This window comes from Cupriavidus sp. SW-Y-13 (assembly GCF_009793345.1).
In the GTDB taxonomy this organism is placed as follows: Bacteria; Pseudomonadota; Gammaproteobacteria; order Burkholderiales; family Burkholderiaceae; genus Cupriavidus.
Genome location: NZ_WHLX01000001.1, coordinates 2,969,900 through 2,987,128 on the forward strand (window position 1 = coordinate 2,969,900; position 17,229 = coordinate 2,987,128).

The 17,229-nt window shown below is 63.6% G+C and carries 17 protein-coding genes; 5 read left to right on the forward strand and 12 right to left on the reverse strand.

What is annotated here, in order from left to right; translation table 11 throughout:
• Positions 1 to 17: 17 nt before the first annotated feature.
• The 3 genes from dapA to GA566_RS13270 all read right to left on the reverse strand — a co-directional run bounded on the left by dapA (position 18) and on the right by GA566_RS13270 (position 2,167).
• Positions 18 to 926, reverse strand: coding sequence for a 4-hydroxy-tetrahydrodipicolinate synthase (gene dapA, locus GA566_RS13260; protein ID WP_160472949.1), 909 nt, complete (start codon positions 924 to 926; stop codon positions 18 to 20).
• Complete coding sequence (locus GA566_RS13265) at positions 913 to 1,233, reverse strand: hypothetical protein (RefSeq protein WP_137923282.1); 321 nt, start codon at positions 1,231 to 1,233, stop codon at positions 913 to 915. The genes dapA and GA566_RS13265 overlap by 14 nt, the downstream gene beginning before the upstream one ends.
• Positions 1,234 to 1,366: 133 nt before the next feature.
• Positions 1,367 to 2,167 carry a TorF family putative porin gene (locus GA566_RS13270; RefSeq protein WP_160472950.1) on the reverse strand — a complete coding sequence of 267 codons (801 nt, stop codon included), beginning with the start codon at positions 2,165 to 2,167 and terminating at the stop codon, positions 1,367 to 1,369.
• A gap of 339 nt (positions 2,168 to 2,506) precedes the next feature.
• Between GA566_RS13270 and GA566_RS13275 the strand changes: the two genes are divergently transcribed.
• The 4 genes from GA566_RS13275 (at position 2,507) to GA566_RS13290 (ending at position 6,805) form a co-directional block, all read left to right on the forward strand.
• Positions 2,507 to 3,628, forward strand: a complete 1,122-nt coding sequence (locus GA566_RS13275; RefSeq protein ID WP_137923284.1) for a Re/Si-specific NAD(P)(+) transhydrogenase subunit alpha — start codon at positions 2,507 to 2,509, stop codon at positions 3,626 to 3,628.
• A 110-nt stretch (positions 3,629 to 3,738) separates the two neighbouring features.
• A complete protein-coding gene (locus GA566_RS13280) occupies positions 3,739 to 4,071 on the forward strand; it encodes an NAD(P) transhydrogenase subunit alpha (protein WP_130389211.1) in 333 nt (110 codons plus the stop codon).
• Positions 4,068 to 5,543, forward strand: coding sequence for an NAD(P)(+) transhydrogenase (Re/Si-specific) subunit beta (locus GA566_RS13285; protein WP_137923285.1), 1,476 nt, complete (start codon positions 4,068 to 4,070; stop codon positions 5,541 to 5,543). The genes GA566_RS13280 and GA566_RS13285 overlap by 4 nt, the downstream gene beginning before the upstream one ends.
• A gap of 212 nt (positions 5,544 to 5,755) precedes the next feature.
• Complete coding sequence (locus GA566_RS13290) at positions 5,756 to 6,805, forward strand: two-component system response regulator (RefSeq protein ID WP_137923286.1); 1,050 nt, start codon at positions 5,756 to 5,758, stop codon at positions 6,803 to 6,805.
• A 58-nt stretch (positions 6,806 to 6,863) separates the two neighbouring features.
• On the opposite strand, the gene GA566_RS13295 is transcribed toward GA566_RS13290, so the two are convergent.
• From GA566_RS13295 to GA566_RS13335, 9 genes are all read right to left on the reverse strand, one after another.
• Positions 6,864 to 8,123, reverse strand: a complete 1,260-nt coding sequence (locus GA566_RS13295; RefSeq protein ID WP_137923287.1) for a class I SAM-dependent RNA methyltransferase — start codon at positions 8,121 to 8,123, stop codon at positions 6,864 to 6,866.
• Positions 8,124 to 8,191: 68 nt separating this feature from the next.
• Positions 8,192 to 8,797 (reverse strand): 2-hydroxychromene-2-carboxylate isomerase, encoded by a 606-nt coding sequence (locus tag GA566_RS13300; RefSeq protein ID WP_160472951.1) that lies wholly within the window; start codon positions 8,795 to 8,797, stop codon positions 8,192 to 8,194.
• A 36-nt stretch (positions 8,798 to 8,833) separates the two neighbouring features.
• Positions 8,834 to 9,256, reverse strand: a complete 423-nt coding sequence (locus GA566_RS13305) for a CopD family protein (RefSeq protein ID WP_160472952.1) — start codon at positions 9,254 to 9,256, stop codon at positions 8,834 to 8,836.
• A 17-nt stretch (positions 9,257 to 9,273) separates the two neighbouring features.
• Entirely contained in the window at positions 9,274 to 10,554 is a 1,281-nt protein-coding gene (locus tag GA566_RS13310) for a glutamate-5-semialdehyde dehydrogenase (protein WP_160472953.1), read from the reverse strand.
• 121 nt (positions 10,555 to 10,675) lie between these two features.
• Positions 10,676 to 11,746 carry a DNA polymerase III subunit delta gene (holA, locus tag GA566_RS13315; protein ID WP_137923291.1) on the reverse strand — a complete coding sequence of 357 codons (1,071 nt, stop codon included), beginning with the start codon at positions 11,744 to 11,746 and terminating at the stop codon, positions 10,676 to 10,678.
• A 24-nt stretch (positions 11,747 to 11,770) separates the two neighbouring features.
• Positions 11,771 to 12,286, reverse strand: coding sequence for an LPS assembly lipoprotein LptE (lptE, locus tag GA566_RS13320; protein ID WP_137923292.1), 516 nt, complete (start codon positions 12,284 to 12,286; stop codon positions 11,771 to 11,773).
• Positions 12,287 to 12,327: 41 nt separating this feature from the next.
• Positions 12,328 to 14,949: a leucine--tRNA ligase gene (gene leuS, locus GA566_RS13325; protein ID WP_160472954.1), complete on the reverse strand. Its 2,622-nt coding sequence runs from the start codon at positions 14,947 to 14,949 to the stop codon at positions 12,328 to 12,330.
• Between the two features lie 164 nt (positions 14,950 to 15,113).
• The gene (gene dapB / locus GA566_RS13330; RefSeq protein ID WP_160472955.1) at positions 15,114 to 15,911 is read right to left on the reverse strand and encodes a 4-hydroxy-tetrahydrodipicolinate reductase; all 798 of its coding nucleotides are present in this window, start codon (positions 15,909 to 15,911) and stop codon (positions 15,114 to 15,116) included.
• Between the two features lie 103 nt (positions 15,912 to 16,014).
• Entirely contained in the window at positions 16,015 to 16,590 is a 576-nt protein-coding gene (locus tag GA566_RS13335; protein ID WP_137923295.1) for an outer membrane protein assembly factor BamE, read from the reverse strand.
• Positions 16,591 to 16,791: 201 nt separating this feature from the next.
• On the opposite strand from GA566_RS13335, the gene fur reads away from it, so the two are divergent.
• A complete protein-coding gene (fur, locus tag GA566_RS13340) occupies positions 16,792 to 17,223 on the forward strand; it encodes a ferric iron uptake transcriptional regulator (protein WP_137923296.1) in 432 nt (143 codons plus the stop codon).
• Positions 17,224 to 17,229: the final 6 nt, after the last annotated feature.

Here is a 17,229-nt window from a genome sequence, read left to right on the forward strand (position 1 = left end):
GTGCATGGCTCGGGGTGTCACGCAGCCTTGGCGATGACCACAGGCGGCAGCAACGCCATGGCCGCATCGATCTGCGCCGTGAGCGCCTTCGATGCCGGCATCAGCGGACGGCGCACCTCTGCCGTCGCCTGACCGAGCAAGGCCAGCGCCGCCTTCACCGGCGCGGGATTCGGTTCGGCGAACATCAGGGCGATCAGCGGCGACAGTTGTTGGAACAACGCACGCGCGGCGTCGACGCGACCCGTGCGGGCATATTGCAGCAACCGCACGAACAGGTCAGGCCGCACATGCGCGGCGGCCGGCACCACCCCCTGCCCGCCATCCAGCAAATGGTCGAGCATCGATGCATCGTCGCCGCAATAGACGCCGATCAGATCCTGCATTGCCAGCGTGCGCATGTTCGCGGGATCGCATTCCTTGATGGCGACGATCTGCGGATGCGCCGCCAGTCGCCACGCCAGTTCCGGGGAGATCGTGCAGCCGGTGCGCTTGGGCACGTTGTAAAGCATCAACGGCTTGTTGGTGTGGCCAGCGATGCTGCGCATGTGCCAGGCGATCCCCTCATCGGAAACACGCAGATAGTAAGGCGGCGGCACGAGGTAGCCGGCCAGCGGCAGGCGGTCGAGCCTGCGCACCTGTTCGCACACCGCATGCGTGGCCACGCCTCCTACGCCAGCCATCACAGGTATGGCGCCATGCACGGCTTCGGTCACCGACGCCGTCAGCATGAAGCGTTCGGCGTCCGTCAGCAGCCCGCCCTCCCCCGTGGTGCCCAGCACGATCAGGCCATCGACGCCGGCTTCCGCATAGTGCAAGGCCAGCCGTTGTGCTGCGTCCAGATCCACCTGGTCGTTGCGCAGCGGCGTGACCATCGGTAGCCACAAGCCGTCGGTAACGGTGCCACGCTGCGTTTCAGTGCGCGGCATGGTCGGCTCCCAGCACGGTGGCCGCACCGAACTCGGCGGCGGGCAGCGCTTCCATGATGGCGTGCATGGCCGCGTCGCGGTCGGCGCGCTCCACTTCCACATGCAGCGTGGTCTCGCCATGGCGATGATCGACTTGCACCACGTAGATCCGCGCCATGTTGCCGATAGCCCGATGCAGGGTCTGGCGCAGGGCAAAGACCTGCGTCGACGATACGGCGAGGCGCAGGCGGATCCAGGCGTCGTCCGCAACGATCCGGCGTCGCGGTACGGATGCAAAGGCGATGGCGAGACTCGATGACTGTCGCATGAAGCGATGATCCGCGCGTGGCGGATCGTCTGTTGAACATGCCTCCCATGCTAGGGAGGCGGGCATCAATTTGATGCAGCGTTACGGGCGGGGCGCATCAAGAACGCGTAAAAGACCCCGCCATCGGCAACGATCAGAACGTCTTGGTCAGCGAGACGAAGGCCGTAGACTTGCCGAGGTATCGGCCGCGCGTATTCGTGTAGACCGATTGCTTCGCATTGGTGTCGATATATGCCACGGCCACGGAGAAGCCCTGACCAAGATCCTTCGTCAGGCCGATCTTCCAGTCCGCGTACGAGGCATCGCTGAAATGCTGCACGCCCTGGTAGCCCACATGCGCATTCAGCGTCAGGCCCCACACATCGAGCGGCACGTTGGCCGAGAGATCGACGTAGTAGCTGTTTTTGCTGTCGGCGAATCCGAACAGGTTCGTCACGGCATGCGAGTACTTCAGGAACACGGGACCCCAGCCGATGCCGGCGTACAGCTCGGTGGTGTATGGCCGCGTGGCCGTGTACGCGCCGGGGTAGTAGTACTCCAGCACGCCGAGGTCGTAGTTGAAGTCCTGGCCGCCTAGCTGGAACGTGTTCTTGAAGCCGCCGTAGAAATCCATCTCGATCGGCGCAGACACTGACGCGTCAGAATCTCCAAGCCAGCTGATGCTCGAATTCCAGTTGCCCAGATAGAAGCCGCTGGCATGCGCATAGTCGAAGCCGCCCTGAATGGCGGGGCGACGGTCGGTCTGACTGATACCGCGGTAGCGGTAGTCGGAGACCACCGAGACATTGGCGGTGAAGGTGTGCGGCGAGGTTTGCGAAGGCGCTTCGAGCGTGGCGGTGGCTTCTTGCGCAAATGCGGTAGAGAACGGGGCGGCGAGGAGGATGGCGGCGGCCAGCGAGGCAGGCACCGAAGTCATCAGGCGGGTGGCAATCATGAAATGGAATAGCGTTGCGTTGGGAATGCGCCCCTTGAGGAGGCGTGGGCGCCACGATACGCAGACGCATATCAAATCGGCATCAAGAAAAGGGACGGTGCCGACACCTTCCGATAAAGACGCTTTTCAACAGGAATCAGCCTTGCATGAAAGGAGTCGTTTCATGCGGAACAAAAATGAGTCGCCGCCGACGCACAAATCTCTGACCGGCCAGCCACCACCGAGCGTAAGTTTCGGGTAAGCTGCGCAAAAATTGGTGCGGGTTTTGCAATGCACCAACGGGCATGGACGTAGCCCCGACAACCAGATTCGAACGACGCCAGACAGGAGAAATTGACGATGCATATCGGTATCCCGCTCGAGACGCGGGCAGGTGAGACGCGTGTCGCCGCCACCCCGGAGACCGTCAAGAAGTACGTGGCTCAGGGCCATCAGGTGACGGTGCAGACCGGCGCTGGCGTACGTGCCAGCATTCCGGATGCAGCGTTCGAGGCGGCTGGTGCGCGCATCGGATCTGCATCCGATGCGCTGGGCGCCGAACTGGTACTCAAGGTACGTGCCCCCGACGATGCCGAGCGTGCGCAGTTCCGGGCCGGGTCCGTGCTCGTCGGCATGCTCAATCCCTTCGATATCGAAAACAACGCCCGCATGGCCAGCTCGGCGATCACCGCCTTCGCGCTGGAAGCCGCGCCGCGCACCACGCGCGCGCAAAGCATGGACGTGCTGTCGTCGCAGGCCAACATCGCCGGCTACAAGGCAGTGCTCGTGGCCGCGCACCACTACCAGCGCTTCATGCCGATGCTGATGACCGCCGCCGGTACCGTGAAGGCGGCGCGCGTGCTGATTCTCGGTGCTGGCGTGGCCGGCCTGCAGGCCATTGCCACGGCCAAGCGGCTGGGTGCTGTGATCGAAGCGTCCGATGTGCGTCCCGCAGTCAAAGAGCAGATCGAGTCTCTTGGCGCCAAGTTCCTCGACGTGCCCTTCGTCACGGACGAGGAACGCGAGATTGCCCAGGGTGTTGGCGGCTATGCCCGCCCGATGCCCGCTGACTGGATGCGCCGCCAGGCCGAACTGGTCCACCAGCGCGCCATCCAGGCCGATATCGTCATTACCACGGCACTGATCCCGGGTCGCAAGGCGCCGGTGTTGCTGCAGGAAGACACCGTCAAGCAGATGAAGCCCGGCTCGGTCGTAGTGGACCTGGCGGCCGCGCAGGGTGGCAACTGTCCGCTGACTGTGGCTGACGAGGTTGTGGAACGCCATGGCGTGACGCTGATCGGACACACCAACCTGGCAAGCATGGTGGCCGCCGATGCGTCGGCGCTCTATGCGCGCAACGTGCTGGACTTCCTCAAGCTGATCATCGACAAGGACGGCCGCTACACGTTGAACCTCGAAGACGACATCGTCGCCGCCTGCCTGATGTGCAAGGACGGCCAGGTCATCCGCGAAGCCGCCTGATTTAATCGCCCCTGATGTTGCCGTGGTGCGCCGAGCCTGCGCGCCACGGTACACCGCGCCCCCGCACGCGTGGGCGTGGCACCGTATTCAAAGCAACGGAGGAGAAGTCGATGGAGATGGTGAACCACACGGTGATCAACCTGATCATCTTCGTGCTGGCAATCTACGTGGGTTACCACGTGGTCTGGACAGTCACACCCGCGCTGCACACCCCGCTGATGGCCGTGACCAATGCGATCTCGGCCATCATCATCGTCGGCGCCATGCTGGCCGCTGGCCTCACCGAAGGCAACGTCGGCCGCATCATGGGCACGCTGGCTGTGGCACTGGCCGCGGTGAACGTGTTCGGCGGCTTCCTGGTGACGCAGCGAATGCTGGAGATGTTCAAGAAGAAGGAGCCAAAGGCCAAGGCCGGGGCTGAAGCCGCCAAGGGAGGTGCGTGATGGAAGCCGTCAGCATGAACCTTGTGACGCTGCTGTACCTGGTGGCGTCGGTCTGCTTCATCCAGGCGCTGAAGGGTCTCTCGCATCCGGCATCGGCCCGCAAGGGCAATGCGTTCGGCATGATCGGCATGGCGATTGCCGTGGTGACCACGCTGGTGCTGATCGTCAAGCTCAAGCACGAGTTCCTTGCGGCGGGCGCAGCGCAATCGTCGGTCACTACGGGCCTCGGGCTGATCTTCGGCGCGCTGGTCGTCGGTGGGGGCATCGGCGCCTACGTGGCGCGCAAGGTCGAAATGACCAAGATGCCGGAACTGGTGGCAGCAATGCACTCGCTGATCGGTCTCGCGGCAGTGTTCATCGCCGTAGCTGCCGTGGCCGAACCGGCCGCCTTCAGCATCACGCCGGCCGGCTCGCATGACATCCCGCTGGGCAACCGCATCGAACTGTTCATCGGCTGCTTCGTGGGTGCCATCACGTTCTCGGGATCGGTGATCGCGTTCGGCAAGCTGTCGGGCCGCTACAAGTTCCGGCTGTTCCAGGGCGCACCGGTGGTGTTCGCCGGACAGCACTGGCTGAACCTGCTGCTGGCCGTGGCGATGGTGGGCTTCGGCATCATCTTCTTCATGACGCAGGCATGGCTGCCGTTCCTGCTGATGCTGGCCATTGCGTTCGTGCTCGGCGTACTGATCATCATTCCGATCGGCGGCGCCGACATGCCCGTGGTGGTGTCGATGCTGAACTCGTACTCGGGCTGGGCGGCGGCAGGTATCGGCTTCTCGCTGAACAACCCGATGCTGATCATCGCCGGCTCGCTGGTGGGCTCCTCCGGTGCCATCCTGTCGTACATCATGTGCCGCGCGATGAACCGCTCGTTCTTCAACGTGCTGCTCGGTGGCTTCGGCGCCGATGCCACGGCTGGCGCCACTGCCGGTTCGCAGGCCGCGCGCAACGTGAAGTCGGGTTCTGCCGACGATGCAGCGTTCGTGATGAGCAATGCCGAGACCGTGATCATCGTACCGGGCTACGGCCTGGCCGTGGCGCGGGCGCAGCATGCACTTAAGGAATTGACCGAAAAGCTCACCGAGCACGGTGTGACGGTCAAGTATGCGATCCACCCCGTGGCGGGTCGCATGCCCGGCCACATGAACGTGCTGCTGGCCGAAGCCGAGGTGCCGTACGACCAGGTCTTCGAGATGGAGGACATCAACAGCGAGTTCGGGCAAGCCGACGTGGTGCTGGTGCTGGGCGCCAACGACGTGGTCAACCCGGCCGCCAAGACCGATCCGCAATCACCTATCGCCGGCATGCCGATCCTCGAAGCCTACAAGGCCAAGACCATCATCGTGAACAAGCGTTCGATGGCCGCCGGCTACGCGGGTCTCGACAACGAACTGTTCTACATGGACAAGACGATGATGGTCTTCGGCGACGCCAAGAAGGTGGTGGAAGACATGTTCAAGGCCGTGGAATAAGTTGCCGTTAACCCTGCGGACGGCGTCAGGTCCGCAGGGTGAATAAAGCAACGCGCAGACCTGAAATCAATAAAATCGAACTGGTGCGGCCGGCAACCAACGCCGGCCGTTTCCTTTTGTGCGACTGGCTTGCATGCGGGAATTCCGGCGCTATACTGGCTTGCCCCTTTTCCATTCCCCCTTTGCAGCAGGCGGCCAGATTCAATCGCACCATGACATTTACCGCGCATGACAGGAACCTGTCGGTCTTCCATCACCCCGTTCTGACGGTGCTGGTGGACGACAGCAAGTCGTTCATCGACAGCCTTGCATTCCAGATGGATGCATCGCGCGCGGTCGTCAATTTCACGGACCCGCGCGAAGCACTCGCGTGGATTCGCGAAGCCTATGCCACGCGGCATCCGGCCTTCCTCCCGGTGCGCGTCACCCACGACGACCTGACGTTCCTGTCGGAGCGCCGCACGGTGCAGCTCGATGTCGACCGCATCCATCGTCAGATTCACGATGTGCATCGCTTCCTGCAGCCCGGCGTCATCGTGGTCGATTACTCGATGCCACAGATGGATGGCCTCGAGTTCTGCCAGGCACTGGAAGACCTGCCGTGCAAGACAATTCTCCTGACCGGCACGGCCGACGAAAGCATCGCCGTGCAGGGTTTCAATCACGGGCTGATCGATCGCTACGTCAAGAAGCATGACCCGGACATGGTGGCCCGGCTGAACGAGGAAATCGACGCCCTGCAGCAACAGTATTTCGCGTCGATTTCGCGCACGCTGCGCGATTTGCTGACACGGCATTCGTACTCGTTCCTGTCGGACCCGGTCATGGCCGAGCGTGTACGCCAGACGGCGGCGCGCTATGGCTTCGTGGAGTATTACCTGTATCCGAATCCCGTGGGCATGCTGCTGCTGACCGCGCAGGGCCATGCCACGCTGATGGTGATCGAAACGCGCGCCGGCCTGCTGAACCAGGTGGAGTCGGCCGAAGCCTACGAGGCGCCCGCCGCGCTGATCGAGGGTCTGCGCGAAGGCCGTATCGTGCCGTTCTTCTGGCCCGGCAACGGCATGTACACCCCGGCCTGTGTAGACTGGGAACAGTACTGCCTGCCGGCCGAACGTTGCGAAGGCCGCGAGGAATACTTCTACGCCCTGTTCGACCTGCCGCGTCACTTGCTGCAGGAACCGATCGTCAGCCTGCAAAGCTTCCTGTCGGAGTTCTCACGCAATGGGCAGGCAATGACGGGTAGGAACAAGCTGGCTTAGAATCCGCCGCTTGTTTTTCTCCCCTCTCCCGCAAAACGGGAGAGGGGAGAAAACCACCTCACTCCTTCTTCCCCTCCCGATTCCCGCCACGCACCATATCGAACCGGAACAACCGGCATTCGATGTTGCCGTTGTATAGCGGGGTACGGCGCGACTCCTTCAAACGCAGACGTTTCGGCATCGACAGATCGCCTGTGAATACCCATGCCTGCCAGCCGGAAAAATGCTGCTTCAACGTCGTGGCAAAGGCCGCTGCGAATTGGTTGGCGGCCGCTTCCTCGGCTTCGTCCGGCGGTGCGTCATACGTGGGATCGCGACGTTCGCCGCGCACTGCGATACGCTCGCCATAAGGCGGGTTCATGATTGCCAGTCCCGCCTCGGCAAACGGCGGTTGCACGAACCGTGCATCGACCTGCTTCAACTGCACGTCACCGGGCAATCCGGCGCGGCGCCAGTTGGCTTCCGCCATGTAAAGCATGTCGGTGGAGATATCCGAGCCTGCGATATGCAGCGCATCGCCTCGGTTCGCGGCCCGCTCGCGGGCATGCTGGGCATCGCTGCGCAGCGCCTGCCATGCCTTCATGTCGGCGCCCTTGAGCCATTCGAACGCAAACGTGCGGGCCACGCCCGGTGCAATGCCCAGCGCCACCTGCGCGGCTTCTACCAGGAATGTGCCGCTGCCGCACATCGGATCGAAGAACGGACGGTTGGTATTACCCGGCGTCCAGCCCGCCAACCGAAGGATGCCGGCCGCAAGGTTTTCCTTGAGCGGCGCCTCGCCTTTCTCCATGCGCCAGCCGCGCTTGAACAGCGGCTCGCCCGTGGTATCGAGATAGAGCGTGCAGTCGGTCTCGGTCAGGTGCGCGTAGATGCGGACATCCGGGCTGACGGTATCCACACTCGGCCGCTCGCCCAGGCGTTCGCGCATGGCATCGCACACACCATCCTTGACCCGCAACGCCGTGAAATTAAGGCTGCGCAACGGCGACTTGTGCGACGTGATATCAACGCGCAGCGTCTCGTTGGGCGAGAACCATTGTTCCCAGCGCTGCTGGCGCGCCAGCGTGTAGATATCGTCCTCGTGCCGATAGCCGCGCTGCGCCACACGCAGCAGCACGCGGCTGGCAATCCGCGAATGCAGGTTGACCGCGTACGCCGCAGACATGTCGCCGGAGAATGTCACGCCGCCGGGCACATCGCGATGCACCGTGAACGGCGCCGAGGCCACCACAGCCGGGTACTGCGCGATCTCGCGCAACTCCTCGGCCAGTGCCTGTTCAAGGCCGCGTGGGCAGGGAGCGAAAAATGCTTGGGTCATGACGTGTCATCCTGAAACAAAAACGTCCGCAACAGCAGCGGACGGGAAAGCGTGGTGTTGACCGTCTCTCAGACCGCCGCAAGTGCGCGATCGAGGAAATCGAGACGGTCCTGGCCCCAGTACGGCTGGCCGTCGTGGACATACCACGGGGCGCCGAACACATTGGCCGAAATGGCATCCTGCGTATTTTGTGCATAAGCCGCCTGCACGGCCTGTGCTTCACTGGCCTTCAGCAGACTCGCACCGTCGAAATCCAGTTCGTCGGCAATCAAGGACAGCGTGGCAGCATCGGCGATGTTGCGTTGGTCGGCCCAGACACCACGGGTGATGGCGCCGGTCAACTCCAACGCGCGTGCCGTGCCGTGCGCCAGTTGCGCGGCAATGATGAGCCGTGCGGCGGCATCGCCGGATACTGGAAAAAATGTGGGATGCAGGTTGAACGGGATGTCGAGAAACTTGCGCCAGCGCTCGAGTTCGACCAGCCGGTACGCCTGCCGCTGCGGCGGACGCTGTGCCAGCGGTAGCCCGCCCGAAACGGAAAACAGCTTGCCCAGGTCCATCGGCTTGAGCAGCACCTGCGCATCATGGCGCCGGGCGATTTCAACGAAGCGCGCATGCCCCATATAGACATACGGGGAATGCGGCGCCAGAAAATACTCGACCTGCTTGCTCATCACGACCTCATCAGATATCAGGAAAGATCCGACAGCTTAGAACGGCTTTACGACAACCAGAATCACGATGGCCAACAGCACCAGCACCGGCACTTCGTTGAACCACCGATAGAACGTGTGCGAGCGCTTGTTGGCGCCCCGCTCGAACTTGCGCAGCAGCACGCCGCAGCCATGGTGATAGCCGATCAGCACCAGCACCAGTGCCAGCTTGGCATGCATCCAGCCCTGCCCCGTGCCGCGTCCGATGCCATAGCCGAGGTAGAGCCAGAGCCCGAGCACCACGGCAGGCACTGCCAGCATCGTCATGAACCGGAACAGCTTGCGCGCCATCAGCAGTAGCCGCTGTACGCTGGCCGCCTCGGTTTCCATCGCTAGGTTGACAAAAATACGCGGCAGGTAGAACAACCCGGCAAACCACGAAGTCACGAACAGGATGTGAAACGCCTTGACCCAGAGCATCTGTTTACTGCCTCCGCTTAAACGCGAATCTCGCCGTGCCCGAACACGACGTACTTGAGCGAAGTCAGCCCTTCCAGGCCCACCGGACCTCTCGCATGCAACTTGTCGTTGGAGATGCCGATCTCCGCGCCGAGCCCATACTCGAAGCCATCGGCAAAGCGCGTGGACGCGTTGATCATGACGCTGGCCGAATCCACCTCGCGGATGAATCGCATACCCGTGCTGTAGTTTTCGGTCACGATCGAATCAGTGTGTGCCGAGCCGTACGTGTTGATGTGGTCGATGGCCGCATCGAGTCCGTCGACAGTGCGGATCGCCAGCACCGGCGCCAGGTACTCGGTACGCCAGTCTTCCTCGGTGGCATCCACCAGCCCCGAGAAGCCTGCGGCTTCGAGCATGGCGCGCGTTTCGGCACAGACCCGCAGCTCGACACCCTTCTCCTGATAGATGCGGCACAGCGGCAACAGCGCCTGTCGGGCAACCGGACGCGACACCAGCAGCGTCTCCATGGTGTTGCACGGCGCATAACGCTGCGTCTTGGCGTTGTCGCAGATGCGCACCGCACGGTCGAGATCGGCGTCATCGTCGATATAGACGTGGCAGATGCCATCCAGATGCTTGATCATCGGCACGCGTCCCTCCTCGATCAGCCGTGCGATCAGGCTCTTGCCACCACGCGGCACGATCACGTCCACGTATTCGGTCATCGTGATCAGGCGGCCCACTGCGGCCCGATCCGTGGTCTCGATAACCTGCACGGCCTCGGCGGGCAGTCCCGCCGACGACAGCCCTTCTGCCACCAGCGCGGCCAGCGCCGTGTTCGATTCGATGGCTTCGGAGCCGCCGCGCAGGATCGTGGCGTTGCCTGATTTCAGGCACAGTGCCGCGGCGTCGATCGTCACGTTCGGGCGCGACTCGTAGATGATGCCGATCACGCCCAGCGGCACGCGCATCTGCCCCACCTGGATACCGGTCGGGCGGAACTTCATGTTGGAGATTTCGCCGATCGGGTCCGGCAACGCCACGATCTGTTCGAGGCCCGCAGCCATGGTGTCGATGGCCTTGTCCGACAACGTCAGGCGATCGATGAAGGCGGCGTCCTGCCCGTTGGCGCGCGCGCGCTCCACATCGCGTGCATTGACGGCCTTGAGCTTGTCGGCGTCGCGGCGGATCGCGGCGGCAATGGTCATCAGCGCGCGGTTCTTGTCAGCCGTGGAGGCACGCGCCATGGCGCGCGATGCCGCGCGGGCCTGCTGGCCGACGCGGTTCATGTATGCGTGGAGATCGGACTCGGTCATGATGTGTCCGGGCACGAGCCCGGTCTGCTGTGGGTGCGGCACTGCGTGGTGCCACGATTCATGGTGCCGCGATGCTTGGCGCCGGCGCGGCTGCCGGCGAAATTCCATTTGGGTGAGGATGTCAGGCTGGCCGGGCGATCAGCAACGCCAGTTGCAGCAGCCCATCCCAAGGCTCGGCGGGCAGCCCCCCTGCCGTGCCCCCTGCACCCGGTAGGTCTCCCAGTCCCTTGACCTGTCGGTCCAACCGGGCAGCCATGGCCAGCGCCGCTTCCAACTGCGGCATCGACAGCCGCTGGGCCGCCTGCGGCACGAGCCGCTCGCGCGGCCCCCAGACGCGCAGTTCGCGCATCAGCACACCGGCCGGCTTACCGCCCGCCAGCCCTTGCCGGACCTTGGATAATACGCGAATTTCCTCGGTCAGCGCCCACAGCACCAGCACCGTGGCCTCGCCCTCGCCCCGCAGCCCTTCGAGCATGCGTGTCAGGCGCGGCACATCGCCGCCAAGCATGGCTTCGGACAGCTTGAAAACATCGAAACGCGCCACGTTGAGCACGGCATCATGTACCTGATCGAACGTCAGCACACCGGGCGGATACAGCAGTCCGAGCTTCTGGATCTCCTGATGCGCGGCCAACAGGTTGCCTTCCACCTTGTCCGCGATGAACTGCAACGCGCGCCGGCCCGCTTCGCCGGGCTCCACGCGCTGCTGCTGCAGGCCAAGCCGCTCGCCCACCCAGGCGGGCAGCCGGGTGCGATCCACGGCATCCACCTTGATCGAGACGCCTGCAGATTCCAGCGCCTGGAACCACGCCGACTTCGCCGTGGCAAAGTCCAGCCGGGGCAGCGTCACCAACATCACCACATCCTGCGACGGCTGCGCCGCGACAGCGCGCAGCGCTTCTCCACCATCCTTGCCGGGCTTGCCCGTCGGAATGCGCAGTTCCACGATCTTGCGGTCGCCGAACAACGACATCGACTGCTGGGCCTCGACGAGCTGGCTCCAATGGAACCCGCGCTCCGCCACCAGCACCTCGCGCTCCGTAAAGCCGGCATCACGCGCCGCACGCCGCAGCCGATCGGCCGCTTCCAGCACGAGCAGGTGTTCGTCGCCATGCACCACGTAAAGCGGCGCCAGGCCCTTGGCCTGGGCCTGCTTCAGATGTCCGTCGAGTGCGTCGAGCTTGAGTTGCATCGCCAATGCGTGGCCAGAAGGGGGTCAGATCGTCTTGACGGCCGCCAGACGGCGCATCAACTGCTGCACCACATCCTTCTGCATGTCGCGATAAAGCTGCTCTTCCTCGTACGCCTTGGCTAGCGTACTGGCTTCGTTGTACGTCAGGTCCCGCGTCAGCAGCAGCGTCGACGGCGGAATCAGTTCCTTGCCCGCGGCGTCGCGCAGTTGGAACACGAACCGCTGGCTCAACCGGAACTCGCGCACCACGCCCTGGGCCGTGATCGAGAGGATCGACTTGCCCCGCGTATCGGCCAGCACGTCGAGGAAGGCATCGGCATCCGCCTTGTCCTCGACGACCTTGGTGTCCGACCCGTTGCGGATGTTGCGGCGCAGGTCGGCGCCCATGAGCGAACCGGCCGGCAGACCGATATAGAGCCGCTTGAATGCGAAGTCGGCATTGCCACGCATGTGGAAGCCGCAGCCAGCCAGCAGGCCGGCCGCTGCCATTGCAGCACCGATGGCGAGAAATCCGCGGCGTCCCATGTCCGGTCGATCCATTCTGTTTCCTGGCTGTTGCTGGCGATATCTGGCGACTTGCGTCAGAGCACCACGTTGACGAGGCGGCCGGGCACGACCACGATCTTCTTCGGTGCCGCGCCGTTGGCAAATTTCGCCACGGTCTCGCTGGCCGCGGCCATGGCTTCGATCGCACCCTTGTCCGCGCCGGCCGGCACGGTCAGGCTGCCACGGACCTTGCCGTTGACCTGCAGCACCAGTTCGATCTCGGTGCGCACCAGCGCGGACTCGTCCACCTGCGGCCAGGCGGCGTCGAGCACGTCGCCGGACTCAGCTGCATAGCCGAGTTCGGCCCACAGCCCGTGCGCGATATGCGGCACCACCGGGTACAGCACGCGCAGCAGGATGCTAAAGCCCTCGCGGCGCGCAGCCGGCGATGCGCCCTTGGCATCTTCCAGCGCATTCAGCATCTTCATCGTGGCGGACACCACGGTGTTGTACTGGATCCGCTCGTAATCGTAGTTGGCCTGCTTGAGCACCGTGTACAGTTCGCGGCGCAGGTCGGCATCTCCGGCGACGGGCTTCGTGCCGGCGCCATCGCGAATGGCCTGCGCATTGGCCACGCCGTAGTTCCACACGCGGCGCAGGAAGCGCGATGCGCCTTCCACACCAGAGCCACTCCATTCGAGCTGCTGCTCCGGCGGCGCGGCGAACATCACGAACAGGCGCGCGGTGTCGGCACCGTACTGGTCGATCAGGGCCTGCGGGTCGATGCCGTTGTTCTTGGACTTCGACATCTTTTCCACGCCGCCGATCACCACGGGCTGCCCGTCCGCCTTCAGCGTGGCGCCTTCGGGGCGGCCACGCTCGTCCGTCTTCACATCGACGTCGGCGGGGTTGTACCAGGTCTTCTTGCCCGACACATCTTCACGGTAGTACGTCTCGTTGAGCACCATGCCCTGCGTCAGCAGGTTGGTGAACGGCTCGTCGAACTTGACCAGGCCCATGTCGCGCATGACCTTGGTCCAGAATCGTGCGTACAGCAAGTGCAGGATCGCGTGCTCGATGCCGCCGATGTACTGGTCCATCGGCATCCAGTAGTCGTTGCGGCCATCCACCATCGTGGTGGCATCCGGGCACGTATAGCGCATGTAGTACCAGCACGAGTCGATGAACGTATCCATCGTGTCGGTCTCGCGACGCGCGGGCTTGCCGCATGACGGGCAGGTGCAGGCCAGGAAACGCTCGTCCTTGTTCAGCGGATTGCCCGTGCCGTCCGGCACGAGATCTTCCGGCAGCACCACGGGCAAATCCTGCTCGGGCACGGGCACCACGCCGCAGGCATCGCAATGGATCAGCGGAATCGGCGTGCCCCAGTAGCGCTGGCGCGAGATACCCCAATCGCGCAGGCGCCATGTCACCTTCTTCTCGCCCAGGCCCTTGGCGGCGAGGTCGGCGGCAATCGCGTCGACGGCAGCCTTGTAGGCCAGGCCATCGTACTTGCCGCTTTCGATGCAGACGCCCTGTTCCTTGTCGCCATACCATTCCTGCCACGCATCTGTGGAGTACGGCTGGCCCTTGACGTCGATCACCTGCTTGATCGGCAGGTTGTACTTGTTGGCGAAGGCGAAGTCACGCTCGTCGTGAGCCGGCACGCCCATCACGGCGCCGTCGCCGTAGCTCATCAACACGTAGTTGCCGACCCAGACGTCCACCTGCGCGCCGGTCAGCGGATGCGTGACCTGCAGGCCAGTGGGCATGCCCTTCTTTTCCATGGTCGCCATGTCGGCTTCCATGACGGAACCGTGCTTGCACTCCTCGATGAATGCAGCCAGTTCCGGATTGTTCGCGGCGGCGTGCGTAGCCAGCGGATGCTCTGCCGCCACGGCGCAGAACGTCACGCCCATCACCGTGTCGGCGCGCGTGGTGAACACGTACAGCTTGCCGTCCTGGATGGTGTTGCCTGCCGCATCGCGGATGTCATGCGGGAACGCAAAGCGCACGCCTTCGCTGCGGCCGATCCAGTTCTGCTGCATGATCTTGACACGCTCGGGCCAGCCCAGGCCGTCCAGATCGCCCAGCAGTTCCTGCGCGTACTCGGTGATGCGCAGGTAGTACATCGGAATCTCGCGCTTTTCCACCACCGCGCCCGAACGCCAGCCCTTGCCATCGATCACCTGCTCGTTGGCGAGCACGGTCTGGTCGACCGGGTCCCAGTTCACTGTGCCGGTCTTGCGGTAGGCAATGCCCTTTTCCAGCATCTTCAGGAACAGCCACTGGTTCCATCGGTAGTAGTCAGGGCTGCAGGTCGCCACTTCGCGCGACCAGTCGATCGCCAGGCCCATCGACTGCATCTGCTTCTTCATGTAAGCGATGTTGTCGTAGGTCCAGGCGGCCGGTGCCACCTTGTTGTTCAGCGCGGCGTTCTCGGCGGGCATGCCGAATGCATCCCAGCCCATCGGCATCAGCACGTTACGTCCGTTCATGCGCAGATAGCGCGCCATCACGTCGTTGATCGTGTAGTTGCGCACGTGCCCCATGTGGAGCTTGCCCGAGGGATACGGCAGCATCGAGCAGGCGTAGAACTTCTGCTTTTCCTTGCCATCCGGGCCGACGGCAGACTCGGACACCCGGTAGGCATCGATGGCTTGCCAGTGCTGCTGCGCAGCTTGTTCAACGGCGGACGGAAGATATTTGTCTTGCATGGTCGGGACGGCAGTCTGGACACCAGTCCGGCGGCAACAGGCGCGCCGGACGGCCGGGGGATCGGTTTGCGAAAGAAACGATTATAACCGTGGCGCCCGGCCAATCCGGGCTGCCACGGCAATGCGCCAGGGCGCTGGGGCGGCCCGCCGAAACGGGCCCGACATCACTTCAGGCCAAGCACGTCCTGCATGTCGAACAGGCCATTGGGCTTGTCGGCCAGGAAACGCGCCGCGCGCACGGCACCATCGGCGTACGACTGGCGGCTCGACGACTTGTGGCTGATCTCGATGCGCTCGCCGATGCCGGCGAACATCACCGTGTGGTCGCCCACGATATCGCCGCCGCGAATCGTGGCAAACCCGATCGATTTCGGATCGCGCGGGCCGGTGTGGCCTTCGCGGGCATACACCGCGCAGTCGTCCAGATTCCGGCCGACTGCCTTGGCAATCACCTCGCCCATCGTCAGCGCCGTGCCGGACGGTGCATCCACCTTGTGGCGATGGTGGGCCTCGATGACTTCGATGTCATAACCTGTCGAGAGCAGCTTGGCCGCCACTTCGAGCAGCTTGAACGTGGCATTCACACCCACGCTGAAGTTCGAGGCGAAGACCACGCCGATCGACTTCGCCGCATCTTCGAGTGCCTGCTTGCCAGCTGTATCGAATCCGGTCGTGCCGACCACGATCTTCTTGCCCAGGCGTTTCGCCACGGCCAGATGGGCCAGCGTGCCTTCCGGCCGCGTGAAATCGATCAGGCAGTCCGAAGCACCCAGTACCGCTTCGATATCGTCCGAAATCTTCACGCCGGTCTCGCGGCCCAGGAACATGGCCGCATCCTGCCCCAATGCGGCAGCACCCGGAATGTCCAGCGCGCCGGTCAGCGTCACGCCTTCGGTGTTCAGGACGGTTTCGATCAGCATGCGGCCCATGCGGCCTGATGCACCTGCGATGGCGATTTTCATGGTGTACGGGGGTAATTGGGGACAGCGCCCGGTCCACAGGCCGGGCAGTCTGGAAGGAACCGGCCAACGATGTCGTCTATGCGATAGCGTGGGCCCGGTCCGATCAGTTGGCGGGTTTTTCCTGCGCGGCGGGTACGGCCGACGCCGCTGGCGCTTCCGGTGCTGCCGGCGCCGCTTCCGGCGCGGGGGTCGTCGAGGTAGAAGCTGGTGCTGCGGCTGGCGTCGACACGGCCTTGCCCGACGTGTTGTTCCGCTGCGCTGCCTTCATGCCGTCGATCTCGGCAATCAATTCGTATTCTGAAGGCAGTTCATCGCCTTGCCACTTCACGAGCTTGTCGCCGTCGAAGAACACCGTGAACTGGCGCGATTGCACGACCGGGGTGGCGCCGCGACGGAACGAGAAATAATAGTCCCAGCGATTGCCATGGAACACGTCCTGCAGCAGCGGCGTGCCGAGCAGGAAGCGAACCTGATCGCGCGTCATGCCTTCACGCAACTGCGAGGTAGCTTCGCGGGACACGAAATTGCCCTGGACGATATTGATGCGGTAAGGCGTGATGGATTGCACCACCTTGCGCGACGTGCTGTCGTAAGCGGAGCAGGCACCGGCCAGCAGCGCCGCTGCCAGCAGGGAAAATACCAGCGCCGGGCGCGTGGCGGTCGAACGGAATGAACGCATGTATCTCGCTTCCAGACGGGAGTGACTCTGTGCCGGAGCCGGCGCGCTGCACAATACGTAGCGGCGTCGGGGCACGGCCAGGCGCTTCGGGACACGCCGCCGCAGGGGTGGCGTCCGGGCGTCATGGCACCGGGGCGACATTTGCCGCCAAAACCCTTATGATTCAACTATCCAGACATTGTACTCTAGGGAGTCACGCCCATGCCGAGTCCGGCGGACCTCAAAAATATTGGCCTCAAGGCGACTGTCCCCCGCCTGAAGATCCTCGAGATCTTCCAGACCAGCGAACAGCGGCACCTCAGCGCTGAAGACGTTTACCGTATCCTGCTCAACGAACATATGGATATCGGCCTCGCCACGGTCTATCGCGTCCTTACCCAGTTCGAACAAGCCGGCCTCCTGTCGCGCAACAACTTCGAATCGGGCAAGGCCATTTTCGAACTGAACGAAGGCAAGCATCACGATCACCTGGTGTGCCTGGACTGCGGCCGCGTCGAAGAATTCTTCGACCCGGACATCGAGCACCGCCAGCAGAGCATTGCGCGCGAGCGCGGCTTCGCATTGCAGGAACATGCATTGTCGCTGTACGGCAATTGCACAAAAGACAACTGTACCCACAGACCCAAACGATAAGCCGCG

Bases quoted from the DNA above. Each gene is read 5' to 3' on its own strand.
- dapA (WP_160472949.1), bottom strand. From the start codon at position 926: ATGCCGCGCACTGAAACGCAGCGTGGCACCGTTACCGACGGCTTGTGG.
- GA566_RS13265 (WP_137923282.1), bottom strand. From the start codon at position 1,233: ATGCGACAGTCATCGAGTCTCGCCATCGCCTTTGCATCCGTACCGCGA.
- GA566_RS13270 (WP_160472950.1), bottom strand. From the start codon at position 2,167: ATGATTGCCACCCGCCTGATGACTTCGGTGCCTGCCTCGCTGGCCGCC.
- GA566_RS13275 (WP_137923284.1), top strand. From the start codon at position 2,507: ATGCATATCGGTATCCCGCTCGAGACGCGGGCAGGTGAGACGCGTGTC.
- GA566_RS13280 (WP_130389211.1), top strand. From the start codon at position 3,739: ATGGAGATGGTGAACCACACGGTGATCAACCTGATCATCTTCGTGCTG.
- GA566_RS13290 (WP_137923286.1), top strand. From the start codon at position 5,756: ATGACATTTACCGCGCATGACAGGAACCTGTCGGTCTTCCATCACCCC.
- GA566_RS13295 (WP_137923287.1), bottom strand. From the start codon at position 8,123: ATGACCCAAGCATTTTTCGCTCCCTGCCCACGCGGCCTTGAACAGGCA.
- GA566_RS13300 (WP_160472951.1), bottom strand. From the start codon at position 8,797: ATGAGCAAGCAGGTCGAGTATTTTCTGGCGCCGCATTCCCCGTATGTC.
- GA566_RS13305 (WP_160472952.1), bottom strand. From the start codon at position 9,256: ATGCTCTGGGTCAAGGCGTTTCACATCCTGTTCGTGACTTCGTGGTTT.
- GA566_RS13310 (WP_160472953.1), bottom strand. From the start codon at position 10,554: ATGACCGAGTCCGATCTCCACGCATACATGAACCGCGTCGGCCAGCAG.
- holA (WP_137923291.1), bottom strand. From the start codon at position 11,746: ATGCAACTCAAGCTCGACGCACTCGACGGACATCTGAAGCAGGCCCAG.
- lptE (WP_137923292.1), bottom strand. From the start codon at position 12,286: ATGGATCGACCGGACATGGGACGCCGCGGATTTCTCGCCATCGGTGCT.
- leuS (WP_160472954.1), bottom strand. From the start codon at position 14,949: ATGCAAGACAAATATCTTCCGTCCGCCGTTGAACAAGCTGCGCAGCAG.
- dapB (WP_160472955.1), bottom strand. From the start codon at position 15,911: ATGAAAATCGCCATCGCAGGTGCATCAGGCCGCATGGGCCGCATGCTG.
- GA566_RS13335 (WP_137923295.1), bottom strand. From the start codon at position 16,590: ATGCGTTCATTCCGTTCGACCGCCACGCGCCCGGCGCTGGTATTTTCC.
- fur (WP_137923296.1), top strand. From the start codon at position 16,792: ATGCCGAGTCCGGCGGACCTCAAAAATATTGGCCTCAAGGCGACTGTC.